Raw genomic sequence first — 17,080 nt, 5'->3', positions numbered from 1 at the left:
CTCACTGTGTCTCCAGTGCCTTGAGCAGGATATCCAGCTGCGTGTTGATCAGATCATCGCGATCTGCCCAATCCACATGCGGCTTCATCATCACAATCGAAACCAGTCCATGCGTACTGGCCCATAAAATCTGAGCCAAGACCTTGGCGCGCTGCGGCTCGTGCCCAGACGGCAAGGCCTGTTCAACGCCACGCTCAAAGCTGCTGTACAGGTCAGCGGCCACGACACGGGCCAAGCCTTGCTCGTCGGCGTAAATCTGGACGACGGGCGTCATAAAGGCCAAGCGATAAGCATTGGCGTTTTCAAACCCGAAACTGACATAGCTATGCAGCAGTCGGCGCAAACGCACCAACGGGTCCTTCTCGGTTTCAGCCAGTTCCTGACAGCGCATCAGCAAGGTCGAGAATGCTTGTTGGCAAATCTCGTTCAGGATTTCGCTCTTGTCCCGAAAATGCAGGTAAAGCGCCGTCGATGACACGCCTACAGCATCGGCAATCTTGCGGATGGTCGCGCCTTCATAGCCATCTGCAACGAAAATCAGTTCGGCAGCCGCAAGGATTTCGCCACGACGAACATGGCCTTCGCCCTTCGGTTTACGAACCGAGCGTGCCTTTGGCGTTTGGTCAGTCATTTGGGCCTCCGGCTACTGCCTGTTCATCCTAGGGCTGATTGCGCGATCTTTCCAAGGTTGCGTATGGCTCAGCTTGTATCTATTAAATTGAATAACAGCGTTTTCTTGGGGGAGAAATGCGCAGTTCGATTGAACAAACCAGTACCCAAACCGGTGTGGTCTATGCTTGCGATGCTGCCAAGGGGACTACTATCGCATTTCGCATTATAGGGCTTTGCGCTTTCTCAATCGCATTGGGCCTGTGGTGCGCGGTGAATACGCAATGGGCCACTGTTTTGCTCTGGGGGTTTCAAAGCGTTCTGATCGTCTTTGCTCTGTGGCGTTTGGCACTGGTGTTTCTGAGCGAACCCAAACCCCAACCGATCACCCCGCCGGATATATGGCCCCGATACACGATTATGGCGGCGCTCTATCGCGAGGCTGCCATCCTGCCTCAACTGGTCCAGCGGCTTTCGCTGATTGATTATCCAGCCGATGCGCTGGAATGTTTTCTGCTGCTCGAAATGGATGACACAGAAACCATCGCAGCGGCCCGTTCACTGCGTTTACCTCCATGGATGAGCGTAGTGGTCGTTCCTGCCGGTAACCCCAAAACCAAACCACGCGCTCTGAACTATGGACTGGGACTGGCCTCGGGGACATTCCTCACAATCTATGACGCCGAAGACTCCCCCGATCCTGTACAATTAAAAGAAGCCGCTTCTCGTTTTCTCGCCGAACCATCCGATGCAAAACGTCCCCTTGCCTGCTTGCAAGCTCCTCTACGGATAGGCCGCAAACACAAGGCCGCCATCACCTCAGACATTCTCGACCGTCAATTTGCCGCCGAATATGCGGGCTTGTTCGAGGTCATCTTACCGGGCATGGCGCGGCTGGGCCTGCCCTTCCCCCTGGGCGGAACAAGTAACCATTTTCGGGTGGAAACCCTGCGTCGCATCGGGGGTTGGGATGCCTATAATGTCACCGAAGACGCCGATTTGGGTTTTCGCCTTTGGCGTGACGGCTGGGCACTGGGCACAATTTCCAGTCCGACATGGGAAACACCGCCCGGCAAGTTTACGCTTTGGCTTCCGCAAAGAACCCGTTGGTTGAAAGGGTTCATGCAAACCCTCGCTGTTCACCTTTTCAAACCAGGATTGGGCTTCAAAGGTCTGTGGGCCATGCTAACCACATTGATCGCCGGACTGCTTGCCGCTTCTATCCACGGTTACGCACTGGCGATGATCACCATGATCTTGCTTCTGGGGCTTTTGTCTTTTGAAATACCCCAGCTCCAGATTTCGGCCTTTGTCGTCATGATTACTGGATACCTAGCCTCGTGGATGACCTGCTTGGTCGGCACGCGACGTATAGGCCTGATCTATGGACCAAAGGAGATTGCGCTTGCCCCCCTCTATTGGGGTTTGCTGACACTCGCATTTTTCCACGCCTTGGTTCGTCTGGTCTTCCAGCCACACACTTGGGATAAAACCCCGCATCTGCCCGATGTGCCTGTGGCGGACTTGCATACACCTATAAGCAGACCGCGCTATTCGGAAGCGACCGCTGGACGAGAGGCAGCCTGACGGCTTATCAGCGGCGCATGGCTCCGGTATTATCCCCTACTCCCGAAACCCTCGTCACCCGAGGCTGGTCGGATTACGCACTGATCGACAGCGGCAACGGTCGCAAGCTTGAGCGCTATGGCCGCTATACGGTCGTACGCCCAGAGCCGCAGTGCTTCTGGTCCTCCAAAGACGAAAACAAGTTTGAACAGGCCAATGCCATGTTCGACCCCCAGCAGGAGGAAGAGGATTCCGGTCGCTGGCGTTTCGACAAACATGGCCCTATCGACGCCTTCCCGCTGAAATGGCGCGATGTGAAATTTATGGGCCGGTTCACGCCCTTCCGTCACCTTGCCTTTTTCCCGGAGCAAGCGGCGAACTGGGAATGGCTGGATACCCGCATCCGCACCCTGAAACAGCCGAAGGTTCTGAACCTGTTTGGCTATACCGGTGTGGCCTCTCTGGCCTGTGCCGCAGCGGGAGCGCATGTGACGCATGTGGATGCGTCTAAAAAGTCAGTCAACTATGCCCGCGAAAATGCCGAGCTGTCGGGCCTGTCCGACAAGCCGATCCGTTGGCTGGTCGAGGATGCCCGCAAGTTTGTGGCCCGCGAAGTCCGCCGTGGCTCGAAATATGATGGCATCATTCTGGACCCTCCCAAATATGGCCGCGGTGCCAATGGCGAGGTCTGGCGCCTGTTTGAAGATATGCCGGATCTGCTGAAGGACTGCGCGTCGCTACTGTCGGATGATGCTTCGTTCCTGCTGCTGAACGCCTATGCTGCGCGTATTTCCGGCCTGTCACTGGCGCACATGATGGCCGAAGCGACCCATGACCGTGGCGGACGTATCGACTGGGGAGAACTGGCCCTGTCGGAAGACGGTAAGGATGCTCGCGCTATCGGCCTCAGCTTCTTTGCCCGCTGGAGCAATATCTGATGAACGATCATCTGATTACCTCGCTCACCAATGACACGGTGAAGGCCGTTCGCGCCCTTCACATGCGCAAAGAGCGCGAGATGACGGGTCGTTTTCTGGCCGAGGGTCTGAAATTCATCGGCGAGGCCCTCGATCAGGGCCGTGCGCCTGTGATGTTGCTGGTGGGGCAAGATGCCCGCCCGCACCCGATCCTCGACCGCGCCAAGACTGAAACCCGTAAGGCCGGTGGGCAGATCATCACCGTGACCCACGCAATTCTCGAAAAGATCAGCCGCCGCGATAATCCGCAGACTGTGCTGGGTGTCTTCGAGCAGGTCTATACCCCGCTAAACGCCATCAATTCTGACAGCAAGCCAGTATGGGTGGCACTGGAACAGGTTCGCGACCCCGGCAATCTGGGCACCATTATCCGCACGGCTGACTCGGCCGGCTGCGGTGGTGTGATCCTGATCGGGGACTGTGTGGACCCCTATTCGGTCGAGGCTGTGCGCGCGACCATGGGTTCGGTGTTTGCTGTTTCCATCACCAAAGCCAGTCGCGAAGAGTTCGTGGAATGGCGCAAGGGCTGGAAGGGCAGCGTCATCGGCACCCGCCTCGATGCCACCCACGGCTATCGCGACAGCCCCGCCCAGCATCCGGCCATTATCCTGATGGGCAATGAGCAGGTGGGCCTGACGGACGAACTGGCCGCAACCTGTGACGTGAACGTCAAAATCCCGATGCGTGGACGTGCCGACAGCCTGAATCTGGCCGTGGCCACCGGCATCATGGTCTATTCAATCACAGACGCTGCATACGGCTCCGGCCTTTAAAACCGTACATCGCCGGAAATAATGAGGGGAAGGCTTTACGCCTCCCCCTCTGTTTTTATGCGCCCCATGCCGATCAGCGCCAAAATGGTCAGTACAGCAGCCACGGACAGATAAAGACCGACCGCAGGCAGTCCAAATTTGCTGGCCAGCCATGTGGCGGCAAATGGTGCAAGCGACGCGCCCAAAATCCCTGCCAGATTGAATGTCATCGACGCACCTGTATAGCGAACCGCCGTCGGGAATGGCCGCGCCAGCGCCGCGCCAATCGGCCCATAGGTGCATCCCATCAGGGCAAAGCCGATGATGAAGAAGGCGACAATACCGCCCAAACCACCACCAAACAAAACCGGCAAAACCAGACCAAACAGGCCAATCGCCACACTGGTCAGCAACAGGGTGCGCCCCTGCCCCCATTTATCAGCCGCGAGAGCCGCTAATGGAATGGACAGCCCGAAGAAGCACACACCCAGCAACTGGATCGGCAGGAACTGCTCGCGGCTATAACCCATCGAGGTCGTACCCCAGCCCAGTGCAAACACCGTCATCAGGTAGAACAGCACAAAGGTCGCCATCCCCGCCAATGTCCCCGTCAGCAAGGCCCATTTGTGATTGGCGAAAAGGGTGACAACCGGTGCCTTGACCCGCTCTTCGCTGTCTATGGTCTTTTGGAACTCGGGCGTCTCGGTGATCTTCAGGCGCACCCACAGGCCGACGATGACCAGCAGCGCACTGGCGATAAACGGAATGCGCCAGCCCCACGCCATAAACGCGCTATCGCTCAGAACCTGCCCCAGAACGATGAAGCTGGCCGTGGACAGGATAAAGCCGATTGGCGCACCCAATTGCGGGAACATTCCGTACCAGGCCTTCTTGCCCGGCGGTGCATTCTCGGTCGCCAACAGAACAGCTCCGCCCCATTCTCCGCCAAGGCCCAAGCCTTGCCCAAAGCGGCAGAGCGCCAGCAGCATTGGGGCCAGAACACCGACCTGACTATAGACCGGCAGGACACCGATCAGGATGGTCGAGACGCCCATCGTCATCAGGGCTGCCACCAGTGTCGCCTTGCGCCCCACACGATCACCAAAGTGACCGAACACCACGGCCCCTACAGGACGCGCGAAGAAGGCAATCGAGAAGGTCGCAAATGACGCCAGCATGGCCGTCATCGGGTCGCTACCGGGGAAAAACAGCGCCGGAAAAACCAGAACCGCCGCAGTCGCATAGATATAGAAGTCGTAAAACTCGATCGTCGTGCCGATCAGGCTGGCGAACAGCACGCGGGCTTTCGAATTGGCGAGCGGCAAGTTTTGATCTTCGGACAACATATTTCCTCGGGCTGAAGAGGCGTTTTTTTTCAGCATAACGCCATCAGGGTCAAGAAATTGCAGCCCGTCATGTCCCGCGCGGTTTGACCCGATTGGTCGCCGCGGCATTGGCAGGATCCTCGGGCCACGGATGGCGCGGATAGCGCCCCCGCATTTCAGCCCGCACAGCCGCCCATGATCCAGCCCAGAAACCGGGCAAATCTTTTGTCACCTGAACCGGTCGTCGTGCGGGTGACAGCAGAGACAATGTTAAAGCCACACGCCCGCCACCGATCATCGGATGTGACTGAAGGCCAAATAGTTCCTGCACGCGGATTTCAACACGCGGCCCGCCCTCGGCTGCGTAATCAATAGCCGCAGACCCCAACGGGGTTTCCAGACGCGCAGGTGCCAATGCATCCAGCTTGCGCTGTAAATCCCACGGAACCAGATTGCGTAAACCATCGGCCAGTACACGATCACTAACCGCTGACAAATCATTCACGCTGTCCAGCGCAGGCCAAAGCCATTCTTCGCGGCGTGCAAACAGGCCTTCATCCGATACATCCGGCCACGCATCGTCCAGAACGCGCACAAAGGCCAGACGCGCGCGCAATGCGCTGGATGCCTCGGCCCATTTCAGCCGCCCCAGACCATCCCGATCCACTTCGTCTTTTAGGGCCTTGGTCATCATCTTGCGATCCGGTGCGCCCAGCACCTTCTCGTCCAGAACTACAGCCCCGATGCGGCGAACACGCTTCATCACCGCCCTGCCGGACGGCTCGCGCACCAGACGGTCTTCGGTCTCGATGCGATGCGCCAGATCGGTTTCCAGTGTGCGAGCGTCCAGTCTTGCCGCCAGTCGCACGCGGTCGCGCACATCACCGCCACCCAGTTCGGCCACGGCCAGCCAAGTTTCCCGCGACAGATTTTCGGAGGCATCGACCATCGCTCCGCGACCTGACGCCAACAGATACTCCCCCATCTTTCCCTTTGCGCGGGCGATCCGTTCGGGGAAGGCCTCGCACAGCAACAGGCCATGATCGGCCTCGCCACCGGTACCGTTGCCCGCCAGACGCGCCCAACGCTCGGCCAGCTTCATGGCATCGCGCGCACGGGGCGAACGATCAAGGGCCAAGCCACGAAAACGCTCTTCTACATCCACGGCTGTTCCGCCCAGACCTGGCTCGGTCAGTAAGGCCGCAAGCCTTGCACCGCCCAATGCATCGCCTTGGTCGGAGGCGACGGTCACCATGTGCGCCAGTCTGGGAGATAACGGCATTTTCGCCAGTCGCTGTCCGTGCTTGGTCAGGTCCCCCTTGGCATCCAAGGCCCCCAGTCGGGACAAAACCTTGCGCGCCTCGCCAAAAGCACCGGCAGGTGGCACGTCCAACAGCGCCAGCCCTTCTGCACTTTTCGCGCCCCATCGCGCCAGATCGAGCGCAAACGCCGTCAGGTCCGCTTCCTGAATCTCGGGCTTTTGGTGCTGTACCAGACCGCGCGTCTGCTCTTCATCCCACAGACGATAACAGACCCCCGGTTCGACGCGACCAGCACGGCCCCGACGCTGCTCGGCCGACGAACGGCTAACCTTCACAGTAGCAAGCCGCGTCAAACCGCTGGACGGCTCAAAGCGTGGCACACGCGACAAGCCGCCATCAATGACAACTCGTACCCCCTGAATCGTAAGACTGGTTTCCGCCACCGAAGTCGCCAGCACGACCTTGCGACGGCCCGCCGGAGCGGGCTCCAAGGCACGATCCTGATCGGTCTTGTCCATAGCGCCATAAAGGCCGACGACATCCACCGACGGGTCACGCAGGCTGTCCTTCAGCCGCTGTACCGTCCGGTGGATTTCTCCCTGCCCCGGCAAGAAGGCGAGGATAGAGCCGCTTTCCTCATGCAGAGCCTGAAGAACGGCTTTGGCCATGGCGTCCTCGAAACGCTCGACCGGATTACGTCCCAGATAACGGGTCTCGACCGGGAACATCCGTCCTTGGGTCTCGACCACGGGGGGATCACCCAACAGTTTCGATACGCCCGCCACATCCAGCGTCGCCGACATGACCACCAGCCGCAGATCATCACGCAACAGGCTTTGGGTATCACGGGCCAGTGCAAGGCCCAGATCGGCATCCAGACTGCGTTCATGGAATTCGTCGAACAGGACCGCGCCAACGCCCTCCAGCGTCGGGTCATCCAAAATCATGCGCGTGAACACGCCTTCGGTAATCACCTCAATGCGGGTGTTCGGACCGATCTTGCTCTGAAGGCGCGTGCGATAGCCCACGGTCTGGCCGCTTGATTCGCCCAAGGTTGCAGACATTCGGTCTGCCGCAGCGCGAGCAGCCAGTCTGCGGGGCTCCAGTAGCAGGATTTTGCCATCACCCAACCATGGCCGCCCCAGCAAGCTAAGCGGAACGACCGTCGTCTTCCCCGCCCCCGGAGGCGCTGCCAGCACCAGCGTGGGTGATACGTCCAGTGAATGGACGATTGATTCCAATACGGCGTGAATAGGCAACATAGGGCGTTACTAGCCTGAAGGAATGTGTGAACAAAATCGTCACGAAAATGGCTTGATTGCGTCAATCGCGTTGCGTGAACAAAAAACCCTGTCTAGCGTCCCCGCGAGGGTCGACACGCGTCGGCACGAAAATATGTGAGGGGACTTCCATGTCTTGGCGGATTAAACCGCTGGACGCTATTATTGCGTCCGCAGAAAAGAAAGCGCTTACGCGCTCGCTGGGCGCTGTCCAGCTTACCCTGCTCGGAGTGGGGGCAATCATCGGCACGGGTATCTTCGTGCTGACGTCGGAAGCCGCACAAAAAGCCGGTCCCGGTATGATGTGGAGCTTCGTTATCGCCGCTGCGGTCTGTGCCGTGGCGGCGCTTTGCTATTCAGAGATTGCTTCCATGGTTCCGGTGTCGGGCTCTGCCTACACCTATACCTATGCGGTGATGGGTGAATTGCTGGCATGGATCGTGGGCTGGGCTCTGATTCTCGAATACGCCGTTGCGGCGTCCGCCGTGTCGGTGGGTTGGTCCGGCTACTTTATCGGCTTGCTCAATAGTTGGGGGATTGAGCTACCGTTAGCCATAACAGCCGGCAGCTATGCCGGTGGCATCATCAACCTTCCGGCTGCTCTGATCGCGCTGTTGATCACCGCTCTGTTGATGATTGGTACGACCGAGAGCGCACGCGTCAATGCTGTTCTGGTGGCCATCAAGGTTACCGCGCTGACCGTCTTCATCGTATTGACCCTGCCGGTCATCAAGGGTGCAAACTTCGAACCCTTCCTGCCGAACGGTTGGCTGGGTGATGGCCATGGTGCCGGTCTGGGTGTCGTCGGTGCCGCGGCCTCGATCTTCTTTGCCTATGTCGGTTTCGATGCGGTTTCGACCGCCGCCGAAGAAACTAAAGACCCGCAGAAAAATGTGCCGATCGGCCTGATCGGTTCGCTGCTGATCTGTACGATCTTCTATCTTCTGGTTGCTGCCGGTGCCATTGGTGCACTGGGTGCCCAGCCTGTTACGGGTCCGAACGGCGAAATCCTGCATGCCGGTTCTGCGGCTATGGCCGCACAGTGCCAATCGTTGATGGCCGCCGGTTCCGAGCCGCTGGTCTGCTCGAAAGAAGCTCTGGCACACGTCCTGCGCTCGGTTGGCCATGAACGCGTCGGTGACATGATCGGTATCGCGGCCTTCCTGGCCCTGCCCTCGGTCATCCTGATCATGCTGTTCGGTCAAACCCGCATCTTCTTCGTGATGGCGCGTGACGGTCTGCTGCCGGAATTCCTGGCCAAGGTTCACCCCAAGTGGAAAACGCCGCACGTCGTGACGGTCATCACTGGTCTGGCTGTAGCCCTGTTTGCAGCCTTGCTGCCGGTCGGTAAACTGGCTGACATCTCCAACTCGGGCACACTGTTTGCGTTCTTCATGGTGGCCCTGTCAGTGATGATCCTGCGCATCAAGCAACCAAATCGTCATCGCCCGTTTAAAACTCCGCTAGTCTGGATTGTCGCGCCTCTGGCGATGTTCGGCACCTTGGGCCTGTATTTGAATCTGCCGACAGAATCGAAACTGGTTCTGCCGATTTGGGCTGCGTTCGGTTTGGTGGTCTACTTCCTGTATGGATATCGTAAGAGCCATGTGGGTCGCGGTATCGTCGATACCGATCACTAAACCCGCTATCAGGCCTGCCTGATCAAGAAGGCTCCGGAGAAATCCGGGGCCTTTTTTTTATATTTGTCTACGAGTTCATTTCGTTGCTTGCGCTATTTGGCGACACTGTTTAAAGCCTCGCTCCACCTAATGCGGATGTGGCGGAACTGGTAGACGCACTGGATTTAGGTTCCAGCGCCGCGAGGCGTGGAGGTTCGATTCCTCTCATCCGCACCACCTTCCCGACATCAAGAACAAGCCGTTAATGCACAACTGCATTGGCCGAACATTGAATGTACTAAAATAGTGGCATTTCGATCTGCTTGGTGATTTTTTCCGATCACGTACGGTATCAGAGACCAAAAAAGCTTGCCTTATGATGCAATGCAATGTGTTCTGGACGTCGAGCCTAGGGCCATCAGGGGACCCAGCTCGGAAGTGCAATGAAAAAGATCGAAGCCATCATCAAGCCGTTCAAGCTGGATGAAGTCAAAGACGCCCTGCAGGATATCGGCGTGCAGGGCATGACCGTTCTGGAGGCCAAGGGATATGGTCGCCAAAAAGGTCATTCCGAACTTTATCGTGGTGCCGAATATGTCATCGACTTTCTGCCCAAGATCAAAATCGAGATTGTTGTCGCTGATGATCTGGTACCGGCAGTCATAGACGCCATTCAAACCGCTGCGCGAACCGGCAAGATCGGGGATGGCAAAATCTTTGTCAGCTCTCTCGAAGACGTCATCCGCATCCGTACCGGAGAAACGGGTTCGCAGGCTATCTAACCGTAATCGGCCGTCCCTCGTGGGCGGCCTCTTTTGTTTCCTCCCACACCGAATAACAATCAGGACCTCGAGAAATGAGCGCCGCAAATAAGATCCTGCAAGAGATCAAGGACAAGGGTATCGAGTACGTCGATCTGCGTTTCACCGACACGCGCGGTAAGTTGCAGCATGTGACTTTCGACGTCGGCATGGTCGATGAAGAACTACTCGAAGAAGGCACCATGTTCGACGGTTCGTCGATCGAGGGCTGGAAGGCGATCAACGAGTCCGACATGCTGCTGAAGCCGGACTTGAATACGGCCCATATCGATCCGTTTTACCAACAGCCGACCCTGTGTCTGTTCTGTGACGTGCTGAACCCGGACACGGCCGAGCCCTATAATCGCGACAGTCGTTCGATGGCTCAAAAAGCCCTGTCGTATGTCCAGTCGTCGGGCGTGGGCGATACTGTCTTCTTCGGTCCCGAAGCCGAGTTCTTCGTTTTCGACGACGTGCGTTGGAACACGGCCTCGCACAATACGGGTTACAGCTTCGATTCCAGCGAGCTTCCGGCCAATACCGGTGCCGAATATGCCGAGGGCAATCTGGGTCACCGTCCGCATACCAAGGGCGGCTACTTCCCGGTCAATCCCGTGGATTCAGGTCAGGATCTGCGCGGCGAAATGCTCGCGGTCATGCGTGACCTGGGCATGGATCCTGAAAAGCACCACCACGAAGTGGCTCCGGCACAGCATGAGCTGGGTTTGAAGTTCAGCGACCTGCTGACCATGGCTGACCGCATGCAATTGTATAAGTATGTGATCCACAACGTGGCGCATGCTTATGGCAAGTCGGCAACCTTCATGGCCAAGCCGATGTTTGGTGATAACGGCTCGGGCATGCACGTTCACATGTCGATCTGGAAAGATGGCAAGCCGCAGTTCGCCGGCGACAAATATGCCGGCCTTTCGCAAGAATGCCTGTGGTACATCGGCGGCGTCATTAAGCATGCCAAGGCTATCAACGCCTTCGCCAACTCCACCACCAACTCGTACAAGCGTCTGGTTCCGGGTTATGAAGCGCCGGTCAAGCTGGCCTATTCGGCGCGTAACCGCTCGGCCTCCATCCGCATTCCTCACGTTTCGTCGCCCAAGGCCAAGCGTATGGAAGCCCGCTTCCCCGACCCGATGGGCAACCCCTACCTGACCTTCGTGGCCCTGCTGATGGCTGGCCTCGACGGGATCGAGAACCGTATCGATCCGGGCGCACCTGCCGACAAGAACCTGTACGATCTTCCGCCGGAAGAGCGCGGTTCGATCCCGGAAGTTGCCGGTTCGCTCAAGGAAGCTCTCGAGGCTCTCGACGCCGACCGTGCCTTCCTCAAAAAGGGCGGCGTCATGGATGACGATTTTATCGACGCCTATATCGAACTGAAACAAACTGAGGTTGCCCGACTGCAACTTCACCCGCACCCAGTCGAATTCGATATGTATTATAGCTGCTAAGCTATTGAAATATTAAAAGAAGCCCCGAATGGTCATCATTCGGGGCTTTTTCGTAAGTAATATCCCTCATGCAGCGAGTCACTCTCGGCAAAGGGAATGGCCAATAACATTGTTATACATGTTTACGTAAGAGCGGCAACCAAACTGCTAGCTTTAGTGTTTCCGCGTTAAAGGCCCCTAAATTTTCAGGGTCAGAAGGCATGAAACTGAACACTCCCCCTCCCCCACAAGAAACCGTCATAAACAATGTCGAGCAGGCTACCGGGGAATCCAACCTTCCCTCCACGCAGCCTTATCGTCGACTTTACATGACGATTCCTGTCAAGTTTACGATTGCCATCCTTCTGGCGATCGCTTGGACCACACTGAGTGTTTGGCTTTCAAAACGTTGGTTGATTGACCTTGCCAATATAACCAATTGGCCATTTGCGATCATAGCGATCACGTTCATCGCCTATGTGCCTGGTTTTATGAATGCGTTCCTGATCAGCACTCTGGCTTTTGACAGGCGCCCACCTAGAAAGAAGCTCACGGAGTATCCTGGGGTCACTATTCTGGTCGCAGCCTATAATGAGGCCGATGCAATCAGTGATACCCTGACCAGTTTGTCTCGTCAGGACTACAAAGGTGAGCTAGAAATTTTCGTGCTTAACGATGGCTCGACGGACGACACCGTAGCTGTCGCCAACAAGGCACTGAAAGCACTCTCGATACCGGCTAATTTTCACATCCAAGTCATGGATTATCCAGTCAATGCAGGCAAAGCAGCCGTCCTTAATCGCGGCCTTGCATTAGCCAGCCACGATCTGGTGGCGACCATCGACGGCGACTCCTGGATTCGCGAAGATGGTATCACCCAAATCGTCGAGCGCTTCGTTAATGACCCGCCCAATACACGCGCAGTGGCCGGTGCCGTGATGGTGCGTAACTCACGTCACAACTTTCTCACCCGCGCTCAGGAATGGGATTATTTTCACGGTATTGCCGCCGTCAAACGCATGCAGTCCATGTATCATGGCACCTTAGTCGCCCAAGGTGCTTTCTCCGTCTATCAGCGCGATGCCTTGAAAAGCGTTGGCGGTTGGCCAGAATGCGTCGGCGAAGATATCGTTGTCTCATGGGCCTTACTGAAACACGGCCACCGTATTGGTTATGCAGAAGACGCTCTGGCCTTTACCAATGTTCCCACCACTGTGAAGCAGTTCGCTTTGCAACGTAAGCGTTGGTCGCGTGGTCTGATCGAAGCCTTTAAGGCCTATCCTAGCCTATTGTTCAAACCTCGCCTGACGACCCTTTTCATCTGGTGGAACCTGTTCTTCCTGCCGCTGGATCTGGTCTATACATTTATCTTCATCCCGGGGCTGATACTGGCCTTGTTTGGCCATTTCTGGATCGCTGGCCCTCTGACACTGGCCGTGTTGCCGTTGGCAGCCTTGTGGAATATTTTCATTTTCCGCATCCAGAGAAAAATGTTCCACCGCGAAGGCTTGAAGGTTCGCCAGAACTTTGGTGGTTTCCTGTTTTACGCCATCGCGTACAGCCTATTGATGCAGCCCGTCTGCGTATGGGGATATGTCTCTGAAATGGTTGGTATGACCAAAAAATGGGATACGAAATGATCCGCACGTCCATTGCCGCCTTGATATTGGCAACCTCCTCTATCGCTATTTCGGCTCAGGCGCAGACCGTCGAAACGGCTCAGGACGTCGCTCGCGAACAACATCGTGAACGCAGTGCCGAGGGTTTTACGCCTCGTGCTGCGGTTGGCGCTGACCTGTTCTATTCAACCGATGCAGACGACACCGAAGTTTTGAAAATCGGGGCCAATCTGGACTGGAAGTGGAAGGGACCTGATGAGTATCTGGGCGTGCGCGTCGAGAATGCGAGTTTCAGCCCTAATGGTCAGCACAGCCGTGATGAACAGCGTGTCTACCTGCGTGCCGCCGACAAGTCTGGTGATTGGACATGGAAGGTCATGGCCGGGACCGACGGTAACACGGCACTAGGCGCAGCCAGCATCCACAACGATGCCCGTTTCCGCCAGGAATACTTCATCGAGCGCGAAGTGCTGGAAACCCCGCAGGGTGTCGATGACGGTATCTATTATACCTTCATTGGCGGTGCTGTGGATTTGCCGATCAATGATCGTAATAACCTGACATTTGTGGCTGGTGTTCAGGATTTTACCGGCAAGAATATTCGTACCCACCTGCGGGCCACCTATGTGCATGTGCTCAAGCCCGAATGGGGGCTGTCCGCGCAGTTGCGCACCCGTTATTTCCATTCCAGCCATCCGGGCGAGTTCGATTATTTTTCGCCCGAGGACTATGTGGAAATCATGCCCGTCATCCAGATGCGCCGTTATTACGGTGGCTGGCGCTACTTAATCGCGGGCGGCATTGGCGGACAGAAAGCCACAGGTGATGACTGGAATCAGGCCCGCTATCTAAACGCGCAGGTCATCAGCCCACCTGTCCGTGAATGGGCCATAAGCGCCGGTATAACCTACAGCAATACGCCCATCGCCACCGGCTATACGTATGATTACACGCAGTTCAACGTCGGCCTGACCCGCGCATTCTAGTCAGTTGGCTTCGTACTCAGCGGTGGCCTTTATCAAGGCCTCCATGTCCGACGCGCAGAGAAACGGCCGCAGTGCATCGAACTTGGCCTGCGGCCACTTATACACGTCCAGCGCCAGCAGAGATTCTGTAATCTCGCCTGCAACTGGCACGGCCGGATTTCCCGCTACAATCGTATAGGGGGCCACATCCTTGGTTACGATAGCGCCCTCACCTATGGTCACGCCCGGCATAATCATCGCCCGCATACCTATCCACGCCCCATCCATAATGTGCGTGTCGCCCTTGCCCTTATAGGCATCGAGAATAACCTCGGGGAACGGATACAGACTAAACCAGTCGGTACGATGCGCGTGGTTGCCGCCCAGCAAGATCACCGCCTCGGCACCGATAGACACAGCCTCCGATATGGAGCTGGTCTATCTGCCATTGGGGCGTCCATACCGCTAGGCTGTACGGACGACGTTTTGCTCGAACACCCCGCTCCACGCATCGCTGTAATAGCTTCGCGTCCCTTTGATATGAATGTTGGGGTTGCTCACGCTCTCATAGAGCAAATCAACCTTGGACCAATACCGGTCAGGCGCGATTGGGCGATAGGACAGACTTCGATCTTTGGAAGGTCTGTCCTATCGCCCAATCACCCGGTTGAAGAATATTTAGGCGGCAGTATCTGCGGCCTCGTCTGCCTTCTTGCGGCGCATTTCAATAATGCGAACACACCAGATCGAAATCTCGTAGAGTAACACCATCGGTATCGCCAGCATCAGTTGGCTGACAGGATCAGGCGGCGTTACGACAGCGGCCACAACCACCACAGCTACAATGGCATAACGACGCCCCTTGGCCATCAGCTCGCTGGAAATCAACCCCGCCATACCAATCAGGGTCATCACGACTGGCAACTGGAAGCAAAAACCAAAAGCCAGCACCAGGGCCATGACCAGGCTCAGATAATCCGAAACCTTGGGCAGAAGCTCAGCAGTAATTCCATCACCCGAAATGCCCTGGCTCAATGAGAACCACATTACGAACGGTAGCATCACGTAATAGACAAGAGCTGCGCCCAGAACGAATAGAACAGGCGCTGCTACCAGAAACGGCAAGAAAGCCCCGCGCTCGTTGCGATATAGACCCGGCGCGATGAAACGGTACAGCTGATAGGCAATGACCGGAAAAGCGATAAACACGCCACCCAGCGCCGCTAACTTCATTTTGGTGAACAGAATTTCCAGCGGTGCCGTGTAGATCAGCTTGACCTCTTCGGCCCCTATCGTTGGCAAGGGTTTTAGTCCTGCCGTTCCAAGGATCAGATCAAGTGGCGAAACACCACCATGTGCTCCGACCGTCTGGAAAAAGGCAAAGGCCGCAGCGTAGGGCTTAACCAGAAACAGATAGATGTGGCTGGCAAATGCAAAACACAGAATAAAGGCCAGAAAAAAGGCCACCACACAGACCATCAACCGCTTACGCAGTTCGATCAGGTGATCCATCAAAGGGGCGCGTGAAGCCTCAATCTCAGCTTCGTCCCGATCAAGATGGGTCATTGAGCATCCTTCTTGGCCGCAACATCGTCACGCGACAATTCCTCGACCTGAGCGGCCTGAGTGTCGAGATCCGGCCACTCGTCGATGCCCGTGGCAATCAGTTGGGGTTCGATTTTTTCTTCGGCCGGATTCGTCTTGTCCGCCTTCAAATCCGTGGATTTATCCGCATCAGAAGCCGGTACCGGCGCTTCCAATTCCTTGCGAATATCCTTGAAAGCATTGTCCGCATCTGCGCCCAGCGCATACATACTCGAACTGCTGCGCAGATTTTGAACTTCTTTGCGCAGTTCGTCCAATTCGGATTGACGGGCCATTTCATCAAAACTGGCGCGGAATTCGTTCGCCATAGAGCGAGCCTTGCCGACAAACTGACCGACCCGACGCATCAATAATGGCAAATCCTTTGGCCCTACTACCAGTAGGGCCACGATTCCGATCACAAGGATTTCGAAACCGCCGATACCGGGTCCTAGACCACCCATAACTCAGCGTCTTTCAGAGAAATCAGTGGGTTTCTTTGTCTTCGGTACGGGTAATGGTGCCGACCGGCGGCTCGTTCTTGGCCTTGTCTTCGTCCTTCAAGCCGTCCTTGAAGGCACGGATACCCTTGGCGGCATCACCCATGATAGACGACAGCTTGCCGCGTCCACCAAATAGAACGGCTACCACGACAATAACGATCGCCCAGTGCCAGAAACTCATAGCGCCCATGGAAAAACCTCCTCGGTAGGCCACGACTCCCGCAGCCCGAACACAGATTGTTATCCCTCATATAGTCGGAGTGATGGCACTGAGGAAAGGGACACTGTAGTCATCGGGCAATGAGTCTCATCGATCACGTCATCATCCACACCGACGGAGCCTGCAAGGGCAACCCTGGGCCCGGCGGCTGGGGCGCTATTTTACAGTCGCGCGGCCATGAAAAAGAGCTGTGGGGCGGTGAATTAAACACCACCAATAACCGCATGGAAATGTTGGCGGCAATTTCGGCTCTGGAGGCCCTCAAACGTCCATGCCGCGTGGATTTGCACACTGACAGCAAATACGTGATGCAGGGCGTGACCGAATGGATCAGAGGCTGGAAAGCCCGCGGCTGGAAAACCGCCGACAAGAAACCGGTCAAGAACGAAGACCTGTGGCGTAGATTGGATGAAGCCCGCAATCGCCACGAAGTGAAATGGCACTGGGTCAAAGGTCATGCCGGGCATGAACTGAACGAACGCGCCGATTCGCTGGCCAATCGCGGCGTAGAAGAAACCCGCGCTCGCTGATTGCGGCGCGGGTTCCAATTAATC

Annotated in this window: 16 protein-coding genes and 1 tRNA gene; 10 read left to right on the top strand and 7 right to left on the bottom strand. The window is 56.6% G+C overall.

The window, feature by feature from the left end; translation table 11 throughout:
- Position 1: 1 nt before the first annotated feature.
- Positions 2-631, bottom strand: coding sequence for a TetR/AcrR family transcriptional regulator (locus WEU32_RS07320; RefSeq protein WP_312137308.1), 630 nt, complete (start codon positions 629-631; stop codon positions 2-4).
- A 398-nt stretch (positions 632-1,029) separates the two neighbouring features.
- Here WEU32_RS07320 and WEU32_RS07315 point away from each other — a divergent pair, with 398 nt between their 5' ends.
- Genes WEU32_RS07315 through WEU32_RS07305 form a run of 3 tightly spaced genes read left to right on the top strand, consistent with a single transcriptional unit; the run spans position 1,030 to position 3,925 of the window.
- Complete coding sequence (locus tag WEU32_RS07315; RefSeq protein ID WP_406851432.1) at positions 1,030-2,196, top strand: glycosyltransferase family 2 protein; 1,167 nt, start codon at positions 1,030-1,032, stop codon at positions 2,194-2,196.
- A 17-nt stretch (positions 2,197-2,213) separates the two neighbouring features.
- Complete coding sequence (locus tag WEU32_RS07310; protein ID WP_406851431.1) at positions 2,214-3,113, top strand: class I SAM-dependent methyltransferase; 900 nt, start codon at positions 2,214-2,216, stop codon at positions 3,111-3,113.
- On the top strand, positions 3,113-3,925 hold the full coding sequence (locus tag WEU32_RS07305; RefSeq protein ID WP_406851430.1) for a TrmH family RNA methyltransferase: 813 nt from the start codon (positions 3,113-3,115) through the stop codon (positions 3,923-3,925). Before WEU32_RS07310 ends, WEU32_RS07305 begins: the two co-directional genes overlap by 1 nt.
- Positions 3,926-3,960: 35 nt before the next feature.
- Here the strand turns inward: WEU32_RS07305 and WEU32_RS07300 are convergent, their stop codons facing one another.
- On the bottom strand, positions 3,961-5,250 hold the full coding sequence (locus WEU32_RS07300) for an MFS transporter (RefSeq protein WP_406851429.1): 1,290 nt from the start codon (positions 5,248-5,250) through the stop codon (positions 3,961-3,963).
- A gap of 67 nt (positions 5,251-5,317) precedes the next feature.
- Positions 5,318-7,753 carry an ATP-dependent helicase HrpB gene (gene hrpB, locus WEU32_RS07295; RefSeq protein WP_406851428.1) on the bottom strand — a complete coding sequence of 812 codons (2,436 nt, stop codon included), beginning with the start codon at positions 7,751-7,753 and terminating at the stop codon, positions 5,318-5,320.
- A gap of 149 nt (positions 7,754-7,902) precedes the next feature.
- Between hrpB and WEU32_RS07290 the strand changes: the two genes are divergently transcribed.
- The 6 genes from WEU32_RS07290 to WEU32_RS07265 all read left to right on the top strand — a co-directional run bounded on the left by WEU32_RS07290 (position 7,903) and on the right by WEU32_RS07265 (position 14,240).
- Positions 7,903-9,411, top strand: coding sequence for an amino acid permease (locus tag WEU32_RS07290; RefSeq protein WP_406851427.1), 1,509 nt, complete (start codon positions 7,903-7,905; stop codon positions 9,409-9,411).
- Between the two features lie 131 nt (positions 9,412-9,542).
- Positions 9,543-9,627 (top strand) — tRNA-Leu (locus tag WEU32_RS07285).
- Between the two features lie 206 nt (positions 9,628-9,833).
- Complete coding sequence (locus WEU32_RS07280) at positions 9,834-10,172, top strand: P-II family nitrogen regulator (protein WP_312137322.1); 339 nt, start codon at positions 9,834-9,836, stop codon at positions 10,170-10,172.
- 74 nt (positions 10,173-10,246) lie between these two features.
- Positions 10,247-11,656: a type I glutamate--ammonia ligase gene (gene glnA / locus WEU32_RS07275; protein ID WP_312813292.1), complete on the top strand. Its 1,410-nt coding sequence runs from the start codon at positions 10,247-10,249 to the stop codon at positions 11,654-11,656.
- A 200-nt stretch (positions 11,657-11,856) separates the two neighbouring features.
- A complete protein-coding gene (locus WEU32_RS07270) occupies positions 11,857-13,275 on the top strand; it encodes a glycosyltransferase (RefSeq protein ID WP_406851426.1) in 1,419 nt (472 codons plus the stop codon).
- Complete coding sequence (locus WEU32_RS07265) at positions 13,272-14,240, top strand: hypothetical protein (protein ID WP_406851425.1); 969 nt, start codon at positions 13,272-13,274, stop codon at positions 14,238-14,240. The genes WEU32_RS07270 and WEU32_RS07265 overlap by 4 nt, the downstream gene beginning before the upstream one ends.
- Here WEU32_RS07265 and WEU32_RS07260 read toward each other — a convergent pair whose 3' ends face one another.
- The 4 genes from WEU32_RS07260 to WEU32_RS07245 form a co-directional block, all read right to left on the bottom strand.
- Positions 14,241-14,636 carry a hypothetical protein gene (locus WEU32_RS07260; RefSeq protein ID WP_406851424.1) on the bottom strand — a complete coding sequence of 132 codons (396 nt, stop codon included), beginning with the start codon at positions 14,634-14,636 and terminating at the stop codon, positions 14,241-14,243. It lies immediately after the preceding gene.
- Positions 14,637-14,897: 261 nt separating this feature from the next.
- Positions 14,898-15,785: a twin-arginine translocase subunit TatC gene (gene tatC / locus WEU32_RS07255; RefSeq protein WP_312137333.1), complete on the bottom strand. Its 888-nt coding sequence runs from the start codon at positions 15,783-15,785 to the stop codon at positions 14,898-14,900.
- On the bottom strand, positions 15,782-16,267 hold the full coding sequence (gene tatB / locus WEU32_RS07250) for a Sec-independent protein translocase protein TatB (protein WP_406851423.1): 486 nt from the start codon (positions 16,265-16,267) through the stop codon (positions 15,782-15,784). The genes tatC and tatB overlap by 4 nt, the downstream gene beginning before the upstream one ends.
- Before the next feature lie 22 nt (positions 16,268-16,289).
- The gene (locus WEU32_RS07245) at positions 16,290-16,496 is read right to left on the bottom strand and encodes a twin-arginine translocase TatA/TatE family subunit (RefSeq protein ID WP_312137335.1); all 207 of its coding nucleotides are present in this window, start codon (positions 16,494-16,496) and stop codon (positions 16,290-16,292) included.
- A gap of 110 nt (positions 16,497-16,606) precedes the next feature.
- Between WEU32_RS07245 and rnhA the strand changes: the two genes are divergently transcribed.
- Positions 16,607-17,056: a ribonuclease HI gene (gene rnhA / locus WEU32_RS07240; protein WP_312813301.1), complete on the top strand. Its 450-nt coding sequence runs from the start codon at positions 16,607-16,609 to the stop codon at positions 17,054-17,056.
- The last annotated feature ends 24 nt before the right edge of the window (positions 17,057-17,080 follow it).

Origin of the sequence: Brevundimonas sp. BH3 (assembly GCF_045345115.1) — a bacterium.
Taxonomy (GTDB): Bacteria; Pseudomonadota; Alphaproteobacteria; order Caulobacterales; family Caulobacteraceae; genus Brevundimonas.
This window is presented reverse-complemented; position numbering and strand designations above follow the sequence as displayed.

Coding starts and splice junctions, on each gene's coding strand:
- rnhA (WP_312813301.1), top strand. CDS start 16,607: ATGAGTCTCATCGATCACGTCATCATCCACACCGACGGAGCCTGCAAG.
- WEU32_RS07290 (WP_406851427.1), top strand. CDS start 7,903: ATGTCTTGGCGGATTAAACCGCTGGACGCTATTATTGCGTCCGCAGAA.
- WEU32_RS07270 (WP_406851426.1), top strand. CDS start 11,857: ATGAAACTGAACACTCCCCCTCCCCCACAAGAAACCGTCATAAACAAT.
- tatB (WP_406851423.1), bottom strand. CDS start 16,267: ATGGGTGGTCTAGGACCCGGTATCGGCGGTTTCGAAATCCTTGTGATC.
- WEU32_RS07310 (WP_406851431.1), top strand. CDS start 2,214: ATGGCTCCGGTATTATCCCCTACTCCCGAAACCCTCGTCACCCGAGGC.
- WEU32_RS07265 (WP_406851425.1), top strand. CDS start 13,272: ATGATCCGCACGTCCATTGCCGCCTTGATATTGGCAACCTCCTCTATC.
- WEU32_RS07305 (WP_406851430.1), top strand. CDS start 3,113: ATGAACGATCATCTGATTACCTCGCTCACCAATGACACGGTGAAGGCC.
- WEU32_RS07280 (WP_312137322.1), top strand. CDS start 9,834: ATGAAAAAGATCGAAGCCATCATCAAGCCGTTCAAGCTGGATGAAGTC.
- WEU32_RS07320 (WP_312137308.1), bottom strand. CDS start 631: ATGACTGACCAAACGCCAAAGGCACGCTCGGTTCGTAAACCGAAGGGC.
- hrpB (WP_406851428.1), bottom strand. CDS start 7,753: ATGTTGCCTATTCACGCCGTATTGGAATCAATCGTCCATTCACTGGAC.
- glnA (WP_312813292.1), top strand. CDS start 10,247: ATGAGCGCCGCAAATAAGATCCTGCAAGAGATCAAGGACAAGGGTATC.
- WEU32_RS07315 (WP_406851432.1), top strand. CDS start 1,030: ATGGCGGCGCTCTATCGCGAGGCTGCCATCCTGCCTCAACTGGTCCAG.
- WEU32_RS07300 (WP_406851429.1), bottom strand. CDS start 5,250: ATGTTGTCCGAAGATCAAAACTTGCCGCTCGCCAATTCGAAAGCCCGC.
- WEU32_RS07245 (WP_312137335.1), bottom strand. CDS start 16,496: ATGGGCGCTATGAGTTTCTGGCACTGGGCGATCGTTATTGTCGTGGTA.
- tatC (WP_312137333.1), bottom strand. CDS start 15,785: ATGACCCATCTTGATCGGGACGAAGCTGAGATTGAGGCTTCACGCGCC.